16 protein-coding genes are annotated in these 19,912 nt (G+C 59.5%); 8 read left to right on the top strand and 8 right to left on the bottom strand.

The genetic code is table 11. The features are described from left to right. Positions 1 to 1,569: 1,569 nt before the first annotated feature. The 4 genes from ACO073_RS31245 to ACO073_RS31230 all read right to left on the bottom strand — a co-directional run bounded on the left by ACO073_RS31245 (position 1,570) and on the right by ACO073_RS31230 (position 6,127). Entirely contained in the window at positions 1,570 to 2,013 is a 444-nt protein-coding gene (locus ACO073_RS31245; RefSeq protein WP_422003482.1) for a hypothetical protein, read from the bottom strand. A 978-nt stretch (positions 2,014 to 2,991) separates the two neighbouring features. Further along, on the bottom strand, positions 2,992 to 3,174 hold the full coding sequence (locus ACO073_RS31240) for a hypothetical protein (protein ID WP_422003481.1): 183 nt from the start codon (positions 3,172 to 3,174) through the stop codon (positions 2,992 to 2,994). 150 nt (positions 3,175 to 3,324) lie between these two features. Continuing rightward, positions 3,325 to 3,483, bottom strand: a complete 159-nt coding sequence (locus tag ACO073_RS31235; protein WP_422003480.1) for a hypothetical protein — start codon at positions 3,481 to 3,483, stop codon at positions 3,325 to 3,327. A 2,215-nt stretch (positions 3,484 to 5,698) separates the two neighbouring features. After that, positions 5,699 to 6,127: a glutathione S-transferase family protein gene (locus ACO073_RS31230; RefSeq protein WP_422003479.1), complete on the bottom strand. Its 429-nt coding sequence runs from the start codon at positions 6,125 to 6,127 to the stop codon at positions 5,699 to 5,701. Between the two features lie 51 nt (positions 6,128 to 6,178). Here ACO073_RS31230 and ACO073_RS31225 point away from each other — a divergent pair, with 51 nt between their 5' ends. Next, positions 6,179 to 6,631 carry a MarR family winged helix-turn-helix transcriptional regulator gene (locus tag ACO073_RS31225; protein ID WP_421997488.1) on the top strand — a complete coding sequence of 151 codons (453 nt, stop codon included), beginning with the start codon at positions 6,179 to 6,181 and terminating at the stop codon, positions 6,629 to 6,631. Then, complete coding sequence (locus ACO073_RS31220) at positions 6,628 to 7,857, top strand: MFS transporter (protein ID WP_421997487.1); 1,230 nt, start codon at positions 6,628 to 6,630, stop codon at positions 7,855 to 7,857. The genes ACO073_RS31225 and ACO073_RS31220 overlap by 4 nt, the downstream gene beginning before the upstream one ends. Here ACO073_RS31220 and ACO073_RS31215 read toward each other — a convergent pair. After that, a complete protein-coding gene (locus ACO073_RS31215) occupies positions 7,818 to 8,570 on the bottom strand; it encodes a VOC family protein (protein ID WP_421997486.1) in 753 nt (250 codons plus the stop codon). The genes ACO073_RS31220 and ACO073_RS31215 overlap by 40 nt on opposite strands. A gap of 79 nt (positions 8,571 to 8,649) precedes the next feature. On the opposite strand from ACO073_RS31215, the gene ACO073_RS31210 reads away from it, so the two are divergent. Continuing rightward, complete coding sequence (locus ACO073_RS31210) at positions 8,650 to 9,594, top strand: branched-chain amino acid ABC transporter permease (RefSeq protein WP_421997485.1); 945 nt, start codon at positions 8,650 to 8,652, stop codon at positions 9,592 to 9,594. On the opposite strand, the gene ACO073_RS31205 is transcribed toward ACO073_RS31210, so the two are convergent. Then, positions 9,581 to 10,372, bottom strand: coding sequence for an enoyl-CoA hydratase (locus ACO073_RS31205; protein WP_421997483.1), 792 nt, complete (start codon positions 10,370 to 10,372; stop codon positions 9,581 to 9,583). The two genes, ACO073_RS31210 and ACO073_RS31205, sit on opposite strands and share 14 nt — an antisense overlap. 114 nt (positions 10,373 to 10,486) lie before the next feature. On the opposite strand from ACO073_RS31205, the gene ACO073_RS31200 reads away from it, so the two are divergent. Then, positions 10,487 to 11,326 (top strand): enoyl-CoA hydratase-related protein, encoded by an 840-nt coding sequence (locus ACO073_RS31200; RefSeq protein WP_422003478.1) that lies wholly within the window; start codon positions 10,487 to 10,489, stop codon positions 11,324 to 11,326. Between the two features lie 64 nt (positions 11,327 to 11,390). On the opposite strand, the gene ACO073_RS31195 is transcribed toward ACO073_RS31200, so the two are convergent. Then, positions 11,391 to 13,097 (bottom strand): thiamine pyrophosphate-dependent enzyme, encoded by a 1,707-nt coding sequence (locus ACO073_RS31195; protein WP_422003476.1) that lies wholly within the window; start codon positions 13,095 to 13,097, stop codon positions 11,391 to 11,393. 111 nt (positions 13,098 to 13,208) lie between these two features. Here ACO073_RS31195 and ACO073_RS31190 point away from each other — a divergent pair, with 111 nt between their 5' ends. Genes ACO073_RS31190 through ACO073_RS31180 form a run of 3 tightly spaced genes read left to right on the top strand, consistent with a single transcriptional unit; the run spans position 13,209 to position 16,277 of the window. Next, entirely contained in the window at positions 13,209 to 14,219 is a 1,011-nt protein-coding gene (locus ACO073_RS31190; protein WP_422003474.1) for an NADPH:quinone oxidoreductase family protein, read from the top strand. Positions 14,220 to 14,266: 47 nt separating this feature from the next. Beyond that, a complete protein-coding gene (locus tag ACO073_RS31185; protein ID WP_422003473.1) occupies positions 14,267 to 15,607 on the top strand; it encodes a sensor histidine kinase in 1,341 nt (446 codons plus the stop codon). A gap of 46 nt (positions 15,608 to 15,653) precedes the next feature. Continuing rightward, entirely contained in the window at positions 15,654 to 16,277 is a 624-nt protein-coding gene (locus tag ACO073_RS31180) for a lysozyme inhibitor LprI family protein (protein WP_422003471.1), read from the top strand. A gap of 13 nt (positions 16,278 to 16,290) precedes the next feature. Here the strand turns inward: ACO073_RS31180 and ligD are convergent, their stop codons facing one another. After that, positions 16,291 to 19,518: a DNA ligase D gene (gene ligD / locus ACO073_RS31175; RefSeq protein ID WP_422003470.1), complete on the bottom strand. Its 3,228-nt coding sequence runs from the start codon at positions 19,516 to 19,518 to the stop codon at positions 16,291 to 16,293. Between the two features lie 91 nt (positions 19,519 to 19,609). Between ligD and ACO073_RS31170 the strand changes: the two genes are divergently transcribed. Beyond that, positions 19,610 to 19,882: a DUF2277 domain-containing protein gene (locus tag ACO073_RS31170; RefSeq protein ID WP_422003468.1), complete on the top strand. Its 273-nt coding sequence runs from the start codon at positions 19,610 to 19,612 to the stop codon at positions 19,880 to 19,882. The last annotated feature ends 30 nt before the right edge of the window (positions 19,883 to 19,912 follow it).

The raw sequence follows: 19,912 nt of genomic DNA, 5'->3' as shown, positions 1-19,912 counted from the left end.
TTTTCCACGGTCAATCAACTGAAATGCATTTATGAACGTTTTGGACACAGAAGAGTTCATTTTAGAGAGTATCTTTGTGTATATGTTTTTGATGACTTTGAAGTACTCCAACTTATTTGATAGACACATAAGTTTTCTTTCTGTTGATAAACACATTTAAGTTGTTATCGATAGTTTGAAGCAAGTTTTCAATCATTGCCTTGGGCATCCTTCCTCCAAACTTCGATTTGATAATGTACTCAGCTCTTGTAAAGCTGACGAATATTTGATTGATATTGCTGCTGAATCAATTATCAATTCCAAGGGAGTTAGCTACGTCAATAAATGTGTTTAAAATCTCTTCTGAGTAAGTCTGATTGTCGTTAATCAGAAATCGTTTAGCAAGCTCAATTCGAAAGTCTTTAGATTTCAGTCTCTTTAGCGAGATCACCAAGTTCTCATATTGCCGAACTGCAATTTGATGATTCTTATATTTGCTTAAGATATGATCATACACGATGAACTTCAACTCTGGAGGATTTGTAAATTCGTCCGTTTCTGATTGATACTTCGTCCTCCGTTTTAGAATTTCTAAAATAAGGCTGAGCATTGAAGAAACTGAGACTCCTTTGATTTGACCCTATATAAATTGCTTGAATGTACAACAAAGAAGTCATATAGCGAAGGATATTTGCTTGATATTTAAATCAAAGTTGATCCAAATATATATTTGCCTATAAACATAATTCGAAATAATCAAATTTTGTTGTTTTATTAACTAAAACTTTAAAAGAACTATAGATAGTCGAAGCGATATTAAATATACTTTATAAAATGTATTTATTTTTTAAATTTAGCAAGATGAAGCGAACATCACTTTATCATTACAAAAATAGACTCGGAACTATCAATGCTATCTTATTTTCAGACCAATCAAACGAACTCCTAAAATGTCAACTTTACATTTCATAAATTTCATAGTGCAAATATAGTGCACAAATATAGTGATACTAGTTATGTGCTCATGCTTTCGATATAAAAATAAGTATGTAAATTGGTATCAAATAAATGTCCAAATAAACAAGCTTTGAGCATCTGACCTCTTTCCTTAGTGCATTGTTGATTTCAACTTCCAATAGCGGAGTTTGACAGGCTATTTTGATTCTTTTAATTTTGTCAAATCGGTCGTTTCTGGTTTGAATGAAAAAACTTTTTCTACGATTCCAAGGCTTTGACTGATCTTTGGCGTTATTCATGAGACCAAGAAAGTTAGACCCACCTGTTTGAGTCTCAATACTTTTAGATTCAAGTTTGCGCTTTTGATAGTCTTCATATTCTTTTGTGATTGCGGATGTTAATGAAAGCTCATTTTCGAGTGAAACTATATAAAACAGTAAATAAAGCAATCTTAGACGAAGTACTCAACAAGTAAGCTATTTATAAAATATATCGACTTCCTACTTATTCTTTCAAAATATTGATAATATTATTACTTATTATTATGATATATAACCTAAATTTTTGCGGAATAGTAAAGCATCAGAACTTGACTTTAGTGTTTCGATTTCATCTTTCAGGAGCATGACTTCTCTATTTGCAAAGTCCCTCCTTTTCTTCGAATTCCTCTATCGAAGCGTTGAGTTCGTCAATTTTGAGCTGTAGTTCTTCACATTTTATTTGTAGAGGAAGCTTCACATTGATCGAACTAAGTAGCCTCATCGCGTCACCATATGCAAAAAGTGCCGTCTGTTCCAAATTCTTTGAGGTTTCGTCGACTCTTCTATTTGGAATGATCTCTTTGAGTTTATCTCGAAGATGACCGTCTTTAAAATAGTAAAGATATCCAGGGAGCCAGAAGTCAAGTTCCTTTTCGAGTTCTTCTTTTGCTTTCAGCTGCTTTTCAGTTTCATTTTTCTGCATTGAATATAGCTTTCTTTGTTGATCAAGAACAAGCTGAAAATGTCCGTTTGCATTCGTCATTCGAACAACTTCTTTGTTAAGTTCAAGGAGCTGATCATCTTTATCGTTTATCATATTATTTAAATCAAATTAGTTCTTGAAGCAGTTGGAGTCAGAGATTGTTATTTGTTCTTGACAACTTGTTGGTGTTCGGCTGAAACCTCCTTGAAGTAGCCTCTCCACAGCTTCATCAGTGCTTCTCCATACTGTTTGTACTGCTTGCTTATCTGTTGTTTGAGAATGTTAATAAGTATGAGTATTTCTCTTTTTCTTCCGTCTATAGACAATAATACGATTATTTACTTTTAGAGAGTTCAAGTTTCTCCAAATCCTTGGCTTGCTCTTTAAAGTTCAAGCTCTGCTGTCTAACAATGGAAGTCAATTTTGAGTGGATTTCTGACTGTTTAAGTTTTACAGTGTCCTTGAGTTCTTTATCAAAAGCAGAGTCCTATTCATAGACTTTCCACGTTACCTTTACTTCGCTGATAAACGGAGTTGGAATTTCTTCTGCTTTTGGAATAAACTCGATTCGATTTTGACTGTTTTCTCGCACTAATTGCAGATAGCATTATTTATTACCATCGTATTTCAGTTGACTTTTGAGTTTGTCTGAGAGAGTGTTGAAGAAGCTGTCGCTGCAAAGCTTATTTTATTTTCAACAACACTTCTGCCTGATAATGTAAGAACAAGAGTATTTTACCTCATCGTGAAAATAACTATAGTCGTGATCGATGATGATTTCATTGCTTCGATCGACGCTATTGTGACAAGAATTGTCGTGTCTACTATGTTAACAGCTCCAACTTACAAAACTTTTAATTTTAAGTGAGATAGGTTATTTAAGCTCTTCAAGTTTGAATTTGACTTCAATACTCTGAGTCTGTTCATATTTCTTGAGTTTAAACTGTTTTGTTTATTTTAGAGATTTCGGAGACAACAACGTGTTTGTCGCATTTCTCAGTGCTTCAGCCTCAACTCTGTCGTCTTTTATCTGAGAGTTTGTGTTAATTGTTTGAATTAAATTCATGCTAAACGCGGTTGTTAACAAATGGGTTACTTTGATGTCGCATCAAAGCTTTGGCTCGGATTGATATCTTCTCTGACATATTTGCCGAGCTTATCTTCAATATAAAGTCTTTTGACGGTCTCATCTACAGCAATGTTGACCTTCATATTACCTTGAGCAAGACGATCAATGATAAATTCGTTGTATTCTTTAAACTCATCTTTGATCATATTTTCGAATTTAGTTTTTTGAGGTGAAGACTGAGTGTTTTTTGACTTGCTATCAATGATTGACTTTATTTTAGAAGGAATGCAAGCCACCAGTTGGCAATTTGACCGATCTGCTGTGCTGTATTTCCTACGTCAAAATTTGATTTAAGTTCAGTACCTTCTTCGATTAGCAGACTGAGCAGACTCAGGACTCTTAGCTTTGCCTTTATTTTTCTTTGATGCCAAATAGGCTTTGTTTTGAATCGAATAAATTAGTGCTTTATTTTTATGAAAATTAGTTTCAACTTTTGATTTGTCTTGCTCTGTCATATTAAGATTTAGCGTGTGGTTTAAACTATTTGAGAGATTTGATGCTCACGATACTTAAGTCTCTGTTATGGCCTAAAGAAGTTATTCCACTTATTTGAGAAGTCGACATTTTATTCTTTGTTTTGATATCAGCGAGATCTTTATTTGTAATTATGAATCAACGGTGGTCTAACATTCATATTATTCGATTGTAAATTGTTACCTCTTGTTGATATCTTTTAGCACAACGGGCTTTGGTAGTCTGATTATGATAGGTTGTGGGTCTTGCTCAGGCTGAAATGTACTTTCAATTGGTTCGGGGACCTTTAGATAGAAATACTTTCCGCTGCTTGTGTTCTCCATTTATATAAGTATCAAATTTATTATTAAATATATTGGCGTTTAATTGCTATTACTAAAATATTAGCTTAATTAACTATATACTAATAAATATTGTTGATAAACATTGTTGATAAATATTGTTAATAAATATTTGCATTTAAGATCCAAAGGATTGACTAAAATTATACAAATTGATAGTTTCCTTCGTACTCTTCATAATCCTGCTGCTTTCCGAAATCAATGTCATATCAGAAATGCTGTTGTATCAGTCAGTCTGCAATCATTCTGACATCTGCTGAAGGATGATTTTCTAAATTCTCGATGTGCTTAATGCCGTCAAGTTGGCCGAAGCTGTGCACAATATTGAACATTCATTCTTTCACTCAGTAATTAAACACAAGCTCAATAAATTTGAGCGTTAATACGGTTTGTTCTACTGTTATTGATGCCTGTAGCAGGTTGATAATCGGTTTGAAGATATCTTTATCCTATAATTGTTAAATTCCTTAAAAATAAGCAAATTGTTACCTTTTTAACGATTTCGTGTTTTACTAAGTCATCATCGAGACCTTCAAACACATCACATAAAAAGTGAAGGGCTCAGCTTATATAGTCAGAGGTAGTCTCAGAGTTTAAATCCTCTAAAACCAAGTCAAATAGATTTGTTCATAATATCATATTGCTCACATTAGGTCAAACTTTCGTTGCTCATGACAATAATTTGAGAATATTTCAAGCAATATAATGATTTTCTGGGACGTTCACATCTCACATTGAATCTTTTGGAATAAATGCATTATATATTTGACTCAGCTGCTTCACAACAGACTCTTCAACGTATTTATCAATTAAAGTTGCATTATTATTACAAACTAACTCTGCTGCAGCACTAACTGCATGATATCACAGAGCTTCTTGCCTATCGACATTTATTAAATCGAATACGAATTTGACTAAGTTTTGTTTGAGTCACTCATCTGCAATATTATTGTGTAATGCAAGCATTTCGATTGATTTCAGTCAATCAATAGTCAAAGTTAAGTCTCTAATATTTAAAATTACTTGAATTAAAAGTAAAATTTTTTTGATTGTACTAAGGTCTAGTTTTATATTGCTGCTGATGTTGATAACTCCCCAACTTATATTTTTAATATGTAAAATCTTCATATCGATTTTGGAGGAAAATAGTCTCACTAAAAAGTTTACATATCCTCAGTCAATAATTTTATCATCGTAATCTTGTTCTCAAAATATGTTGTTGAATGCATAGACAATACAGCTGATGGTTTCAATATCTTTGTAGGTATTCATTCATTCGCTCAAAAACTTGAGAACATTATATTCAGGATCCATCATAATTTGAATATAGTGAGAATGTTTAGTGGATAGCATGTTCGCAAGTATCCATATGACCTCTGTCATCAGATTTTTGTATTCGACGATTTCAAAGTAAACTGCAAAGCGAGGAAAGTAGTTATCCTCCATAATAACTTCGATCACTTCTTCTCAGTGATCGCATATTTTATGTCGCAAAAACATTATATTTATTAAGTAGAATTCTTTTGTTTCATCATTGATCGAGAGATTAGTGAAGACAGTCTCGATTTCATCATGAAGAGTTAGATTCTCCAAATATAAATTACTGACAACATCTCTTGCAGATTTATGGAACTCGTCGCTTAAGCTATTTTTATTTTTTACCTCTATCTCCAGCAATATTAAAAGACTGAAGTCTGCGTTTTGCCATAAACAGCTTTTGTTTGTTCTTTTTCCTGAGATTAACAATGAACTTCTCTCGTTCGGGTCTCAGGTCAACTACTGGATCGTAAAACTTCTTGCGCTTAGAAACTCTATCATCTTCCATATTGCAAATAATTAAATTAATAAATAGCTATCAAATAATCCATTCCTCCTCCCGCACGGTGCGGTCGAACAGCCCGCGGTCGCCCTTCTCGCCCCACACCGCCGGCCGGATGGCCATCTGGTTGAACAGGCGCCAGATGAAGACGTCGCCCATGCGGGTGTCGGCGAACTCCTCCAGCCAGCGGGCACGCGCCCGGTCGGCGATGTCGGCGGGAAACAGGGCGGGCGTCGGCCAGCGGTCCTCGAGGTACTGGCAGATCACCGACGAGTCCGAGAGAACGAGATCCCCGTCGACCATCACCGGGATGCGGCGCAGCGGGCTCAACCGGGAGAAGCGGTCGTCACCGAAGAAGGGAACGAAATGGTCGACCTCGTAGGCGATGCCCTTGGTCTCGAGGCAGGCCAGCACCTTGCGGACATAGGGCGACAGGTAGCTGCCGACGATCAGGAGCGTGGCCATCGCGATCCTCCCTTGCTTTCCATGTATCTACATTCTATGTACCTACATACGATGACCATTCGTTCCAAGCAACCCCGCACGCTGCGCGCCGACGCACGGCGTGCCGTCGCCGACTGTCCCGGCCTCAACCTCCGGCGGGCCGCCCGGCGCGCCGCCCAGTTCCTCGAGGCCGAGATGGCCGGCGCCGGCCTTTCCTTCCCGCAGTTCGGGCTGATGGCGGAGATCGCCGCCGCCGACGACGACACGGTGGGCGCGCTCGCCGAGCGCATGGGCCTCGACCAGTCGACCCTGTCGCGCACGCTGCGCACGCTGGCGGCCGAGGGCCTGGTCGAGATCGCCGTGGTCGAGAGCGACCAGCGCAAGCGCATGGTGTGGCTGACAGAGGCCGGTGCCCGACGCCTCGAGGCCGCCCTCGCCGCCTGGCGACGCGCCGAGGCCAAGCTCGCCCGCCAGGTCTCGCCCGACGTCGTGCGGCGCCTTGCCGACCGGGTGATGGCGCTGTGAGGTCCCTGCTCGACAGCCGCACCGCCTGGATCACGGCGACCGCCGCGCTGGCCATCATGACCGTCGCCTACGGCGCGCCGCTGGTCGTCGTGGTCGCCATGAAGCAGGTCGCGGCCGAGCTCGGCACCGCGCGCTCGGGGCCGGCGGGTGCGGCCTCCCTGCCCTATGTCGGCGCCGCCTTCGGCGGCATCGTCGCCGGCTGGCTGGCGGGACGGATCGGCATCCGCCGCATCGTTCTGTTCGGCTCGACCATGGTCGCGGCGGGTCTGTTCGTTTCGGCCCAGGGCGGCCTCGCCGAGCTCTATGTCGGCCACGGCGTGCTGATGGGCCTGTTCGGCACCTCCTGCATGTTCTCGCCGCTGCTCACCTATGTCAGCCTGTGGTTCGAGAAGCGCCGCGGCTCGGCGGTGGCCCTGATCGCCTCCGGCCAGGCGGTCGCCGGCGCGATCTGGCCACCGCTGCTGCAGATGGGCATCGACCGGCTCGGCTGGCGCCACACGATGCTGGCCTTCGCCGCCTTCGTGCTGGTGTCGGGCGCGGCCCTCACGCTGATCTTCCTCCATCCCGCGCCCATCGCACCGTCGACCCATGCCGGTGGTCCTGGCGCCGACCGTCGCCGCGAGTCGACCCTCGGCCTGCCGCCCAACCTCCTGATGGTGCTGCTGATGGTCGCGGTCTTCTCGTGCTGCGTGCCGATGGCCATGCCGATGCAACACGTCGTCGCCTATTGCGGCGATCTCGGCTTCGCGTCGCAGTACGGCGCGGCCATGCTCTCCGTGCTGCTCGGCTCGGCGTTCCTGGCGCGCCAGTTCTGGGGCTGGCTGAGCGACCGCATCGGCGGCTTCCCGACACTGCTGCTCAGCTCGCTGGTCCAGGCGACGGCGCTGGCGGGCTTCCTGCTGACCCGCGATCTCGCCGCGCTCTACCTGGTCTCCGCCGCCTTCGGCCTCGGCCTGTCGGGCCTTCTGCCGGCCTACGTCATCGTGATCCGCGACTGCTACTCGGTGCGCGAGGCGAACTGGCGCGTGCCGACCGTGATGTTCGCCGGCCTGCTCGGCATGGCGGGCGGCGGCTGGGGCGCCGGCCTGCTCTACGACCGTTTCGCCAGCTACCTGCCTGCCTTCTCGGCCGGCCTCGTCCTCAACCTCGTGAACCTCGCCGTGCTGACCTTCCTGTTCGCGCGGCCTCAGACCAGGTTGATGCGGCAGCCGCAGACCTCGACCTGAGCGGGGCCGCGGTCGCGGCCGCGCTTCTTCGCGGCCGCGATCACACGCTCGCGGTCGACCACCTTGACGTCGAAGGCCGACACGCCGGGACCGCGACCATCGACGATGGGCGTGAAGCGGACCTGGCCTTCATCGTCCAGCCGGATGATGTCGTCGACGACCGGCCGGTTCAGCAGCCGCGACCACAGGGCGGCGGCGGCATCGGGATCCTCGGCCTGGATCTCGACCCCGGCCAGGCCGTTGGTGACGTCCGATCGCGCGTGCAGGCGCCAGTCCTTCTCGGCCGGCGGCCACCACAGTTTCGGATCGACGCCGGGCGGCGCGAAGGTCGTGTCGAGCGACAGCAGCACGCCGGCCGTGTCCGAGGGATGGAAGTGCGTGTAGGCATATTCCGGCTGGTCCTTCTGGGCGACGGCGCGCACGCCGAGCCCGGTCACCCGCGCCCGCTCCGCCCGGGCGTCCGGCACCTGGATGATCACCATGTAGCCACCGTCGCCCTTGCGCCGCTCGATGTAGCGGCCGGCCGAGGTGCCGGGCTGCATCGGCGCCACGATCTCGAGGAAGTCGTTGCCGGTCGGGCAGACGACGTTGGCGAGGCCCCACTTCGCCACGCCGGGATCGCGGAAGGCCACGTCGAGGCCGAGGATGTCGCACAGTTCCTCGCGCGAGGCCTCGAGATCGGCGGCCACGAACACGCATTGCCGGAGCTTCATCGCAATCCTCCCCTTGGTCTCGTTGACGTGCCGTCGCCGGGCGATTCCACCCCGGCGCGATCCGCTCTATCGTAGAACCATGCGGACCGTGTGGACCATGGGCTTCGTGGCAGCGGCCGCCCTCTCCTTCTGCCTGCCGGACTTCATCGTCTTCCGCTTCACCCAGGCGGCGATCTGGTCGATCGCCCTGGTCGGCCTCGTGCTGCTGTGCGGGGTAAGCGGTCAGTTCTCCTTCGCCCAGTCCGCCCTGTTCGGCATCGGCGGCTATGCCGCCGCCATCGTCACCAACCAGGCCGGGGTGACCGCCTACTGGGGCCTGCCGCTGGCGGCCCTGGCCGGCTATGCCGCGGGCTGGGCGCTCGGCCGTATCGCCGGTGGGCAGAGCCTGTGGACCCAGGCGCTGGTGACCTATGCCTTCGCGCTCGCCTTCCCGCAGCTCCTGCGCTGGCGCGTGATCGAGCGCTGGACCGGCGGCGTCCAGGGCCTCTACCTCGACTTCCCCGTGCCGCCGCTGGGGCTGAGCAACGATCGCTGGGCGTTCCTGATGACGCTGGCACTGCTCGGCGCCGGCCTGTGGCTGGCGGTCAACCTCATCGCCAGCCGCTCGGGCCGCGCGCTGCGGGCCGCGCGCGACAACGAGCTCGCCGCCGCCGCCCAGGGGATTGGGGTCGACCAGGCGCGGGCGACGATCTCGGCCATCGCCGGCGGCTACATCGCGCTCGCCGGCTGCCTGTCGGCCTTCCAGTACGGCTATGTCGGACCGACCGGCTACACCTTCTCGCTCTCGGTGCAGATGCTGTTCGGCCTGGTGATCGGCGGCATGCAGGCGCCCGCCGGCGCCATCGCCGGCGGCCTGTTCCTGCAGTTCTTCCCTGACGTGACGGCGGGCCTCGGCAAGGGCCTGTCGGCCCTGCTCTACGCCGCCCTCCTGATCGCGGCCATCGTCGCGATGCCCGAAGGCATCGCCGGACTGGTCGGCCGCGCCGCGCGCTGGCGGGCGCGCCGGCGGCTCAGTAGCCCTTGAACACGGGGGCGCGCTTCTCGACGAAGGCGCGCGCGGCTTCCTTGTGGTCCTCGGTCTCGCCGGTGCGGATCATGCGCGCGGCCTCGCTGTCGAGAGCTTCGGAGAGCGTGCCCTCCTCGGCCACCTTCATGTTCTTCTTCACGTGCCACCAGGCGACGCGCGGGCCGGCGGCCAGCTTCTTGGCGAAGGCCATCGTCTCGCCGTCGAGGTTGGCGTCGTCGACGACACGGTTGGCCAGCCCCAGCTTCTCGATCTGCTCGGCGTTCAGGATCTCGGCCGTGAAGTAGAGCTCGCGCGCCTTGGCCGTGCCGACCAGCTTGTGCAGGAAGAAGTGCGAGCCGAAGTCGCCCGAGAAGCCGACCTTGGCGAAGGCCGTGGTCATGCGGGCGCTCTTGCCCACGAAGCGCATGTCGGCCGCCAGCGCCAGCGACAGGCCGGCGCCCGCCGCCACGCCGTTCACCATCGCGATGGTGGGCTTGCCCATCTCGTGCAGCAGCTCCGACACGCGCATGCGCTGGCGGATGTCGTGAACCTTGTCCTCGTAGGTCTTGTCCTGGTCGCGGCCGGCCGCCATCGACTTCACGTCGCCGCCGGCGCAGAAGGCCTTGTCGCCGGCGCCGCGGACCACCACGCAGCCGACGTCGCGCGAGCCCGCCGCCTCGTCGAGCGCCTCCATCAGGCCACCCATCATGTCGCGCGACAGCGCGTTCATCGCGTCGGGGCGATTGAGGGTGATCTTCATGACGCCGTCCTCGACGGTCTTCAGCAGGTGGGACATCGGGCTTCCTCCGGGATTGCGAATGACGGGGTTGGCGGCGAATGTTTCGTAAACCGCTCAGCCACGCAACGACATTCGATCTTGCGCTGCGGAACGACCGGGAGAGGAAAATCCATGACCTACGAGACTTTGCTCACCCATCTCGAGGACGGCGTCATGACCCTGACGCTGAACCGGCCCGAGAAGCTCAACGCCTTCGATACGGTGATGAGCCGCGAATTGATCGGCTTCTTCCGCGACGTGAATGCGATGGATGAGGTCCGGGCCATCGTCGTCACCGGTGCCGGGCGGGCCTTCTGCGCCGGCGCCGACATCTCGGCCGGCAGCGGCGCTTTCCAGGTCTGGAACGACGGCGCCCGGCCGCAGAAGCGCGAGGCCCGGGAGTCGATCACGCTCGCCATCCTCGAATGCCTGAAGCCCGTCGTGGCGGCGATCAACGGGGCGGCTGTCGGCGTCGGGATCACCATGTGCCTGCCCATGGATGTCCGCCTGATGTCGAGCAGCGCGCGCGTCGGCTTCGTCTTCAACCGGCGCGGCATGGCGATGGAGGCGGGCTCGTGCTGGTTCCTGCCGCGGCTGGTCGGCATGCAGCAGGCGCAGGAATGGGTGATGACCGCGGACCTGTTCGGCGCCGAGGAGGCGCTGGCCGGCCGCCTCGTCCGCTCCGTCCACGCGCCCCACGAGCTGCTGCCGGCCGCGCAGGCGCTGGCCCGGAAGTTCGCCGCGCCAACCTCTTCTGCCGTGGCCGCGGCCGTCAACCGGCGCCTGATGTGGAGCATGTGGGGCGCGCAGGACCCGGCGGACGCGCTCACGCTCGACCTCCAGTGCGTCGGCCACCTCGCGGCCGGCGCCGATGCGCAGGAAGGCATCAGGTCGTTCCTCGAGAAGCGAGCACCTGCTTTCCCGCTGAAGCCCAGCACCGACATGCCGCCCTTCGGACCGTGGTCGAAGTAGCGGTCACCCTTCATCCATTCTCCACTCCCCCGATAGGGGGAGAGAAACATGAGCGCGGTGCTCTCTACAGGTTCTCCGTCACCAGGTCCCAGACGTCGCCGGCGCGGCCGCCCAGGATCGCCTTCGCCGAATAGAGCGCGGTGCCGAAGGCCTGCTCGGCGCCGACGAAGGGCGGCATGACGAGCTCCATGCGGCTCGTGACGACGTCGAGCAGCGCCGGGCCCGGATGCGCCAACCAGTCCTGAACCGCCCCGTCGAGATCGTCGGCCGTCTCGACCCGACGCGCATGGAAGCCGATCGCCTCGGCGACGCGGGCGAAGTCGGGATTCACGAGGTCGGTATAGGCGTTGAGCAGTCCCTCGACCTTCATCTCCAGCTCGACGAACCCCAAGGCGCCATTGTTGAACAGGGCGATCTTGATCGGGATCTTCTCCTGGATCGCCGTCAGCAGGTCGCCCATCAACATCGAGAGGCCGCCGTCGCCCGACATCGAGATGACCTGACGGTCGGGAAAGGCCCGCTTGGCGCCCAGCGCCTGCGGCATGGCGTTGGCCATGGTGCCGTGCGTAAGGCTGATCAGGGTGCGCCGCCGGCCGTTGACCTGGACGTGCCGCAGCAGCCAGACGGTGGGCGAGCCGGCATCGGCTGTGAAGATCGCATCGTCCGCGGCATGCTTGTCGATCAGGTGAGCAAGATACTGCGGATGGATCTTGCCTGCGTGCACCGTCGCGCGCTTCTCCAGGGTCTCCATCGCCCTGGCGTGGCGAGCGACGCAATCGTCGAGGAAGCCGCGCTCGGTCCGCGTCTTCACGCGCGGCAGCAGGGCCGCGACCGTGGCCTTGATGTCACCGACCACGCCCAGCTCGACCGGATGGCGGCGGCCGAGATGGGTCGGGTCGATGTCGACCTGAACGATGCGCGCCTGGTCGGGATAGAACTGGCGCCACGCGAAGTCGCAACCCAGCAGCAGCAGCGTGTCGCAACTCTTGAGCGTGTGATAGCCGCCGGCGTTGCCCAGCATGCCGGTCATGCCGACATTGTGCGGATTGTCATACTCGATGAAATCCTTCGCGCGCGAGGTGTGCGCCACCGGCGCCTTGAGCCGGTCGGCCAGCGCCACGATCTCGTCGTGCGAGCCCTGGCAGCCCGAGCCGCCGTAGATGGCGATCCGGCTGCCCTCGTTCAGGATCGCGGCGATGCGGTCGAGCTCGGCCTCGGACGGCCGCAGCACCGGACGCGCGTGGTGCACGGCGAAGGCCGGCTCGTTCGGCGCCGGCGCCTTGGAAATGTCGACCGGCACGATCAGCACGGCGACGCCGCGCTTGGCGAGCGCCGCCTGGCAGGCCATTGCCGTCTTGCGCCGCGCCTGCACTGGCGAGCGGATTTCCGAGCAGAAGACGCTGCAGGCGCGGTAGACCTGCTCGAAGTCGACCTCCTGCGGGAAGTCGAAGTCGCGCTCCTCGCTGGTGATCTGGCTGGCGATCAGCACGACCGGGGCGCGGTTGCGATGAGATTCGAACAGGCCGTTGATGAAGTGCAGGCTGCCGGGGCCGCAGGAGCCGGCGCAGGCCGTGAGCCGGTCGGCCAGCAGCGCCTCGGCACCGGCGGCGAATCCGCCGACCTCCTCGTGCCGAACATGCACCCAATCGATGCCGCTGCGGCGGATCGCGTCGGTGACGTAGTTCAGCGTGTCGCCCGGCACGCCCCAGCAATGCTTGACCCCCGCTTCCTGGAGAGTCTCGACAATGACTTCGGCGACGGTCTTGCTCATGGGCGGCTCCCGGATCGAACGACCGGCACTCTGCCACGCCGCCGGTAGGAGCGGAATCTTCGTCGGCGAAGGCCGTCGACGAACGGTTCGGGCCGATGGCATGGTCCTTCCATGAAAGCCATGATCTGCCGCCGCTGGGGCGGCCCCGGGGACCTCGCGCTCGAGGACATGCCGTCGCCGCCGCTCGGAAGGGGGCAGGTGCGCATCCGCACCAAGGCGGCGGGCGTCAGCTTCGCGACCACGCTGGTCATCGCCGGCAAGTACCAGCGCCGCCCGCCCTTCCCCTTCGCGCCGGGCACCGAGGTCTCCGGAATCGTCACCGAGGTAGACGCCGCCTGCCGGCGGATCCGGGTCGGCGACGAGGTCGTGGCCGTGCTCGACTGGGGCGGGCTCGCCGAGGAGGCCGTGGCGCACGAGGTCAACGTCTTCCCCAAGCCGGCCACCGTCGGCTTCGTCGAAGCGATCCAGCTCGCCATTTCCTATCCGACCTCGGCCGGCGCCCTCACCTGGCCGCACGTGCTCGACGTACAGCCGGGCCACACGCTGCTGGTGCATGCCGCGGCCGGCGGGGTCGGCATGGCAGCGGTCGAGATCGGCAAGGCGCTGGGCGCCACGGTGATCGCCACAGCGGGCGGCGCGCGCAAGACGGCGTTCGTCCGCGGCCGTGGCGCCGACCACGTGATCGACTATTCGGCGAAGGACTTCCGGGAAGAAGTGCTGAAGCTCACCGACGGCCGCGGCGTCGACCGGGTCTACGATCCGGTCGGCGGCGACGTCTTCGCCCAGTCGCTGCGCTGCATGGCGGTCGAATCCCGCATCTGCCCGATCGGCTTCGCCGGCGGCACGATCCCTCAGATCCCGGCGAACATCCTGCTGGTCAAGACCCTCGCCGTGATGGGCTTCAACTACGGCTACTATGTCGGCTGGAGCCCGCACGACGCGCGCGTCGAGCAGGCCGACCGGACCTTCGCCCTGATGGAGCGCATCCGCGGCTGGTGCGAGGCCGGCCGGTGCCGGCCGCACGTCGACCGCACCTTTCGGCTCGACCAGGCCGCCGACGCAATGCAGGCCCTGGTCGAGCGCTCGGTCACCGGCCGCGTCGCGATCGTGATGGAGGCATGAGCCGGATCGACGGCGACCGCGCTCCGACGGCCTGATAGGCTCCTGCCATGCCCGCCCTTCCGGACGCCGAGACGCTGCTGAACCAGATCGTGGCGGGCCTCGACCACCCGTTCTATGCCCTCGACGCGGACTGGCGCTTCATCCTCTACAACGACGCGGCCGCAACCTACTTCGGCCGAACCGTCGACCAGGTCCTGGGCCGGACCGTATGGGAGGTCTTCCCCGACGAGGTTGAGCACGAGCGCGGGCACCTGCTGCGCCGGGCCATGACCGGCCGTGCGGTCGTCAAGGGCGAAGCCACCTCGATGATCAGCGGCCGCCTGGTGGCCTACTGCCTGTTTCCCCTGGGCGAGGGTGTGGGCGTCACCTTCCGCGACGTGTCGGACCGCCGCGATGCCCAGGCGGCCCTGCTCGACCGCACCGCCGCCCTCGAGGCGGTGCTGGAGACCGTCCCGACCGCCGTGTGGTTCACCTACGATCCCGACGGCAGCCAGATCGTGCGCAACCGCCGCGCCGCCGAGATCCTGCGCGTGCCGGCCGGCGGCGGCGCGCCGCTCGCGGTGGTCTCCCGGCGGCCCCTGCGCCTCTGGCGCGACGGGACCGAGCTCCCCTCCGACCAGCTGCCGTTGCGCCGCGCCTCGCGCGGCGAGTCGGTCGACGGCGAGCTGATGGAACTGGTGCACGACAACGGCGACCGGCGGACCCTGCTGATCCGCGCCAGCCCCCTGCGCGGCCGCGACGGCGCCGTCATCGGTGCGGTCTGCGCCGCCGCCGACGTCACCGAGCGCCAACGCTACGAGGACCAGCTCAGGCTGCTGCTCGACGAGCTGAACCATCGCGTCAAGAACACGCTGGCGATCGTGCAGTCGATTGCCGCGCTGACCCTCAAGGACATCGACCCGCTGGCCCGCGAGGGTTTCGAGGGCCGCCTGACGGCCCTCGCCGACGCGCACAATCTCCTGACCGAGCGCAGCTGGTCCGGCGCTTCGCTCGACGACGTGCTGCGCGCCTCGCTGCGCTCGCTGCTGCCGGCCGAGGACCGGGTGCGGCTGGCGGGCGAACCGGTGATCGTGCAGCCCCGCACCGCGGTCGCGCTGTCGCTGGCCACGCACGAACTCGCCACCAACGCGCTGAAGTACGGCGCGCTGTCCAGCGCTTCGGGCCGCATCGAGATTGGCTGGACGGCCGATGGCGGCCGCTTCTGCCTGGTCTGGCGCGAGACCGGCGGCCCGCCGGTCGGGCGGCCGTCGCGGTCGGGCTTCGGCACGCGCATGGTCCGCCAGGCGCTGGCGGCCGAGCTGCGAGGCTCGGTCGAAATGGACTATCGTCCCGAGGGCCTCGTCTGCACCATCGAGTGTCCGCTGGAGGCCATCCGCGACGGGCGCTGAAAGGTACCGCCCCGCCGTCCGTTCTCACCAGCATGGGGAGATCGACATGCGTCGCACTGCGTCCCTGGTCCCGCTCCTTATCGCCCTCGCCCTGCCGGTTGCGGCGCAGGAAAGGCCTTCCTTCGACTGCGCCGGCGCGAAATCGGAGGCCGAGAAATTCGTCTGCGCCGATCCCGCCCTGATGGCGCTCGATCGCCGCCTCGCCGCGCGCTACGCCGCCGCGGTCGCCGTGCTGAAGAAGCTGGGCAGCGGCAGCCAGAAGGCGCTCGCCGAGCTGCAGGCCACCCAGCGCGGCTGGATCGCCGGCCGCAACGACTGCTGGAAGGCTACCGACAAGACCGACTGCGTGAAGGGCGAGTACCTGCGCCGCGAGGCCGATCTCGTCGCCCGCTTCATGTTGGAACGGCCCAGGGCGACGGCCGCCTTCGCCTGCGAAGGCAATCCCGCCAACCAGGTCGACGTCTTCTTCTTCGCCACCGAGCTTCCCGGCGCGCGGCTGGAGTATGGCGACAGCATCGACACCGCCACGCTCGCGCCTCCGCCCGCAGGCGCCGCAGCCTCGGACGCGCGCTACGACGGAACCTTCGGCCGTTACCTCACAATTCGCGGCGACGAGGCCACGTTCGCGTGGCCGCAAGACAAGGCGATGGCCTGCCGCAAGGTCCACTGATCCTGCGCGGCGGTCAGGACCGCCTGCGTCGCGCGCGTACGCCGCCGAACGTGAAGGAATCGGGCGACAGATGCGCCAGTGCCGGCCACTCGACCGGCATCGCCACGGGGAAGCCTGCTCGCAGGCGCGGCGAGTAGGCGCCGATCGCCGCCGCGCCCGGCGCGCTCAGGCTGGCGTCGACCCGTTCGTTGGGCAGCCGGCCGGCGAGGGCCTTGGCGTAACGATGGGCCTCGCCCGCATCGAGGTCGGGCTCGATCGGCACGACGACCTGCAGCACCGGCGTCCCGGTGAGAAGCGCCCAGCCCTCCAGCCCTTCCTCCGCCAGCAGCCTCTTCAGGCGCTGTGCCGTGTCGACGGCACGGGCCCATCCGTCACCAGGTTTTTTGTCGTCTCCTCCCCCCTCGTCGCCGATCGCGAACACCAGCCGGTCGGGCCGCTCGAGGTCGTCGACGGTGGCGATCCACGGCGCGATCTCGACCGCGCCCATGTCGACCAGACCCAGCAGGCCGTCGATGCTGTCGATCCAGTAGCGATGCCCGCGCGCGACGCGCACGCGCCGGACCGCCCGCGGCGGCCTGGCTCCGTCGTCGAGCGGCCGCAGGTCGAGCGGCCGCCGCGCGAGATGCGCGAGCGCGTCCGGCCCGACCTTTTTCCAGTGGGCGGCGAGCGTCGCACGGTCCGGCCGATCCCCGGTCGGCGGGCCGGGTAGGGTCTGCGACAGATCGAGGAAGCCGTCCCACGGATCGCGGTCGAGGAAAGCCAGTCGATTGGGCAGGTTCAGCACCGTGAAGTGGTTCGAGCGGATGCTTTCGCCCAGCTCGTCCCAGGCCAGCGGCACCGACACCGGTGCGCCCTCGCGCGCCCGCGGCGAGTAGGCGCCGACCGCGGTGGCGCCCAGCCCGTTGCGCAGGTAGTCGACGAAGATGCGACCGCGCCGACCGCTCTTCGACATCGTGTCGGTGTAGAGGTCGGGGCGGTCGGCCGCCATTGCCGTCGCAATCGACCGCGCGAACTCCTTGACCCGGTCCCAGCCGTCGCGCGGCGCCAGCGGGAACACGACATGCAGACCCTTGCCGCCGGTGGTCTTGACGAAGCTCTCGATGTTCAGCGCCGCGAGCCGGCGCCGGACATCGTGAGCCGCATCGATCACGCGTTGCCACGGCACATTGTCGCCGGGATCGAGGTCGATGGTGACGTGGTCGGGCCGGTCGGGCGCCTCCGCGCGCGCGCCCCAGGGATGGATCTCCAGCACGCTCGCCTGGACGAGTTCAAGCAGTCCCGCGAGATCGTCGATCACCAGCATGGGCTGCTCGTCCCCCGGCACCGCGACGCGGCGCACCGCGTCGCCCAGCCCGGCCCAGGCATGCTTCTGGAAGAAGCCCTTGTGCGTCACCCCCTCGGGATGACGCAGCAGGCTGAGCGGCCGGCCGGCGACATGCGGCAGGATCCAGGCGGCGATCCCGGCGTGGAACTCGGCCAAGCCCTGCTTGGTGATACCCTGCGCCGGCCACAGGAGCCGGCCCGGATTGGTGAGGCGGGCCACTAACGCCGCTTCCTGTCGTCCCGACCGAAGCGCGGAGCGCGAAGCGGAGGGACCTTCTCTCTGCGACTTGCCGCCTTTCGTTGCGACAGGGTCCCTCCGCTCCGCTTCGCTTCGGCCGGGACGACGGTCTTCGGTGATCTCGCGGAACACGGCATGGCGGATCAGGCCGCCGCCGGTCCGCCCGCGATACTCGATCTCGGCCGACAGCACCGGCTCCACCCAGCGCACGCCCTTGGGCGGCGCGGTCTCGTCCTTGAGCGGCGGGGTCCTCGTGCGCAGCGGATCGAGCCGCTGCCACAGGTCGCGGGCACTGGCCGCCGAGAAACCGGAGCCGCAATGGCCGACCGGCACCAGCGCCTTTCCGGCATACTCGCCCAGCACCAGCGCGCCCACGGCGCGGGCATCGACGGTCGAGGGCACGAAGCCCGCGATGATGAAGGGATCGCTCTGGCTCGCCTTCACCTTGAGCCAGCCCTTCGACCGCCCCGACCGGTACGGATCGCCGGCGCGCTTGGAGATGATGCCTTCGAGGCCCAGCCGGCTGGCATGCCGGAACACCGCCGCACCGTCGCCCGCGATGTGCTCGCTGTAGCGGACGCGGTGGCCCAGCCCGCCGAGCAGCGTCTCCAGCGCCGCCTTGCGGGCCGTCAACGGCGCCTCGCGCAGGTCGTAACCGTCGAGGTAGAGCAGGTCGAATCCGTAGAATTGCATGTCGCCGCCGCCGGTCTTCAGCGCATCGACCAGCATGGGGAAGCTCGCCACGCCGGTGGCCGTCTGCACGACGACCTCGCCGTCGATGATTGCCACCTTGGCCGGAACCTCGCTGAGCGCATGCTCGATGACGGGAAAGCGCTCGGTCCAGTCGAGCCCCTGGCGGCTGAACAGCTTGACACTGCCCTTCTCCAGATGGGCCTGCAGGCGATAGCCGTCGTGCTTGATCTCGTGCAGCCAGCCGGTGCCCGACGGCGCCGTCTCGGTCGCGGTCGCAAGCATCGGCTCGATGTAGCCCGGCAGCGCCGCCGCTCTGGCCTTGGCTATCGCCGACACATCGACGACAGCCTTGCGTCGCCTCTTCTTCTTCGGAGGCAGCGTCGTCTCGCCGGTGCCCGGCGACCATTGGCGGTCCTGCTCGCGCGCGATCGCCTCGATCGAGCGTCCGGTCGCCGCCGAGTTCGGCCTCTCGACCAGGATGTCCGGCGCTTCCTGCGGCCTGGCGGCGCCGTCCTCGGACTTGAACAGCAGCCACGAATCATGCTTCTCGCGCGGCTTGCGCTTCATGCGCACGAGGTGCCACTGGCCGCCGAGCTTGGCGCCGTCGAGATGGAACTTGAGATGGCCCTTGCGATAGCCGAAGGCGGGATCGAAGTCGGGCGTCCAGGTACCGCGATCCCAGATCATCACCGTGCCGCTCCCATACTGGCCCTCGGGAATCACGCCCTCGAAGGCGCCATAGGCCAGGGGGTGGTCCTCCGTCTCCACCGCCAGCCGCTTCTTGCCGGCGACCAGGCTCGGCCCTTCCGGCACGGCCCAGCTCTTCAGGACGCCATCGAGCTCGAGCCGGAAGTCGTAGTGCATCCGCCGCGCCGCGTGCTTCTGGATGACGTAGCTGTTGCCCGCCGTCGTCGCCGCCTCACCCGGCGGCTCAGGCGTCCTGGAGAAATCGCGCTTGGCGTTGTAGGTGTCGAGCGGCTTGGCCACGATGCCCAAGGTATCAGACTTCCGCGATCATGCGCCTCTCCCCGGGAGAGAGGAACATGACAGGTCTCACCCCGTTCTCCGGAGTCGCCCCATGTGCCGCAACATCAGGAACCTCCACAATTTCAAGCCGCCGGCGACCGAGGCGGAAATCCGCGCCTCGGCGCTGCAATTCGTGCGCAAGCTCTCCGGCTTCAACCGGCCGTCGAAGGCCAACGAGGAAGCCTTCGACCGCGCCGTCGACGAGGTCGCCCACACCGCACGTCACCTGATCCACTCGCTGGTCACCACGGCGCCGCCGCGCGACCGCGACGTCGAGGCCGCGAAGGCGAAGGCGCGCTCGGCACTGCGCTTCGCGCGGGCCTAGCTCGGACCAGGCAATATGGTCGATCCGCTC

It is taken from the genome of Reyranella sp., from assembly GCF_965229815.1.
In the GTDB taxonomy this organism is placed as follows: domain Bacteria; phylum Pseudomonadota; class Alphaproteobacteria; order Reyranellales; family Reyranellaceae; genus Reyranella.
Note: the sequence above shows the minus strand (reverse complement) of the source record. Positions and strands in the feature narration are given on the sequence as shown.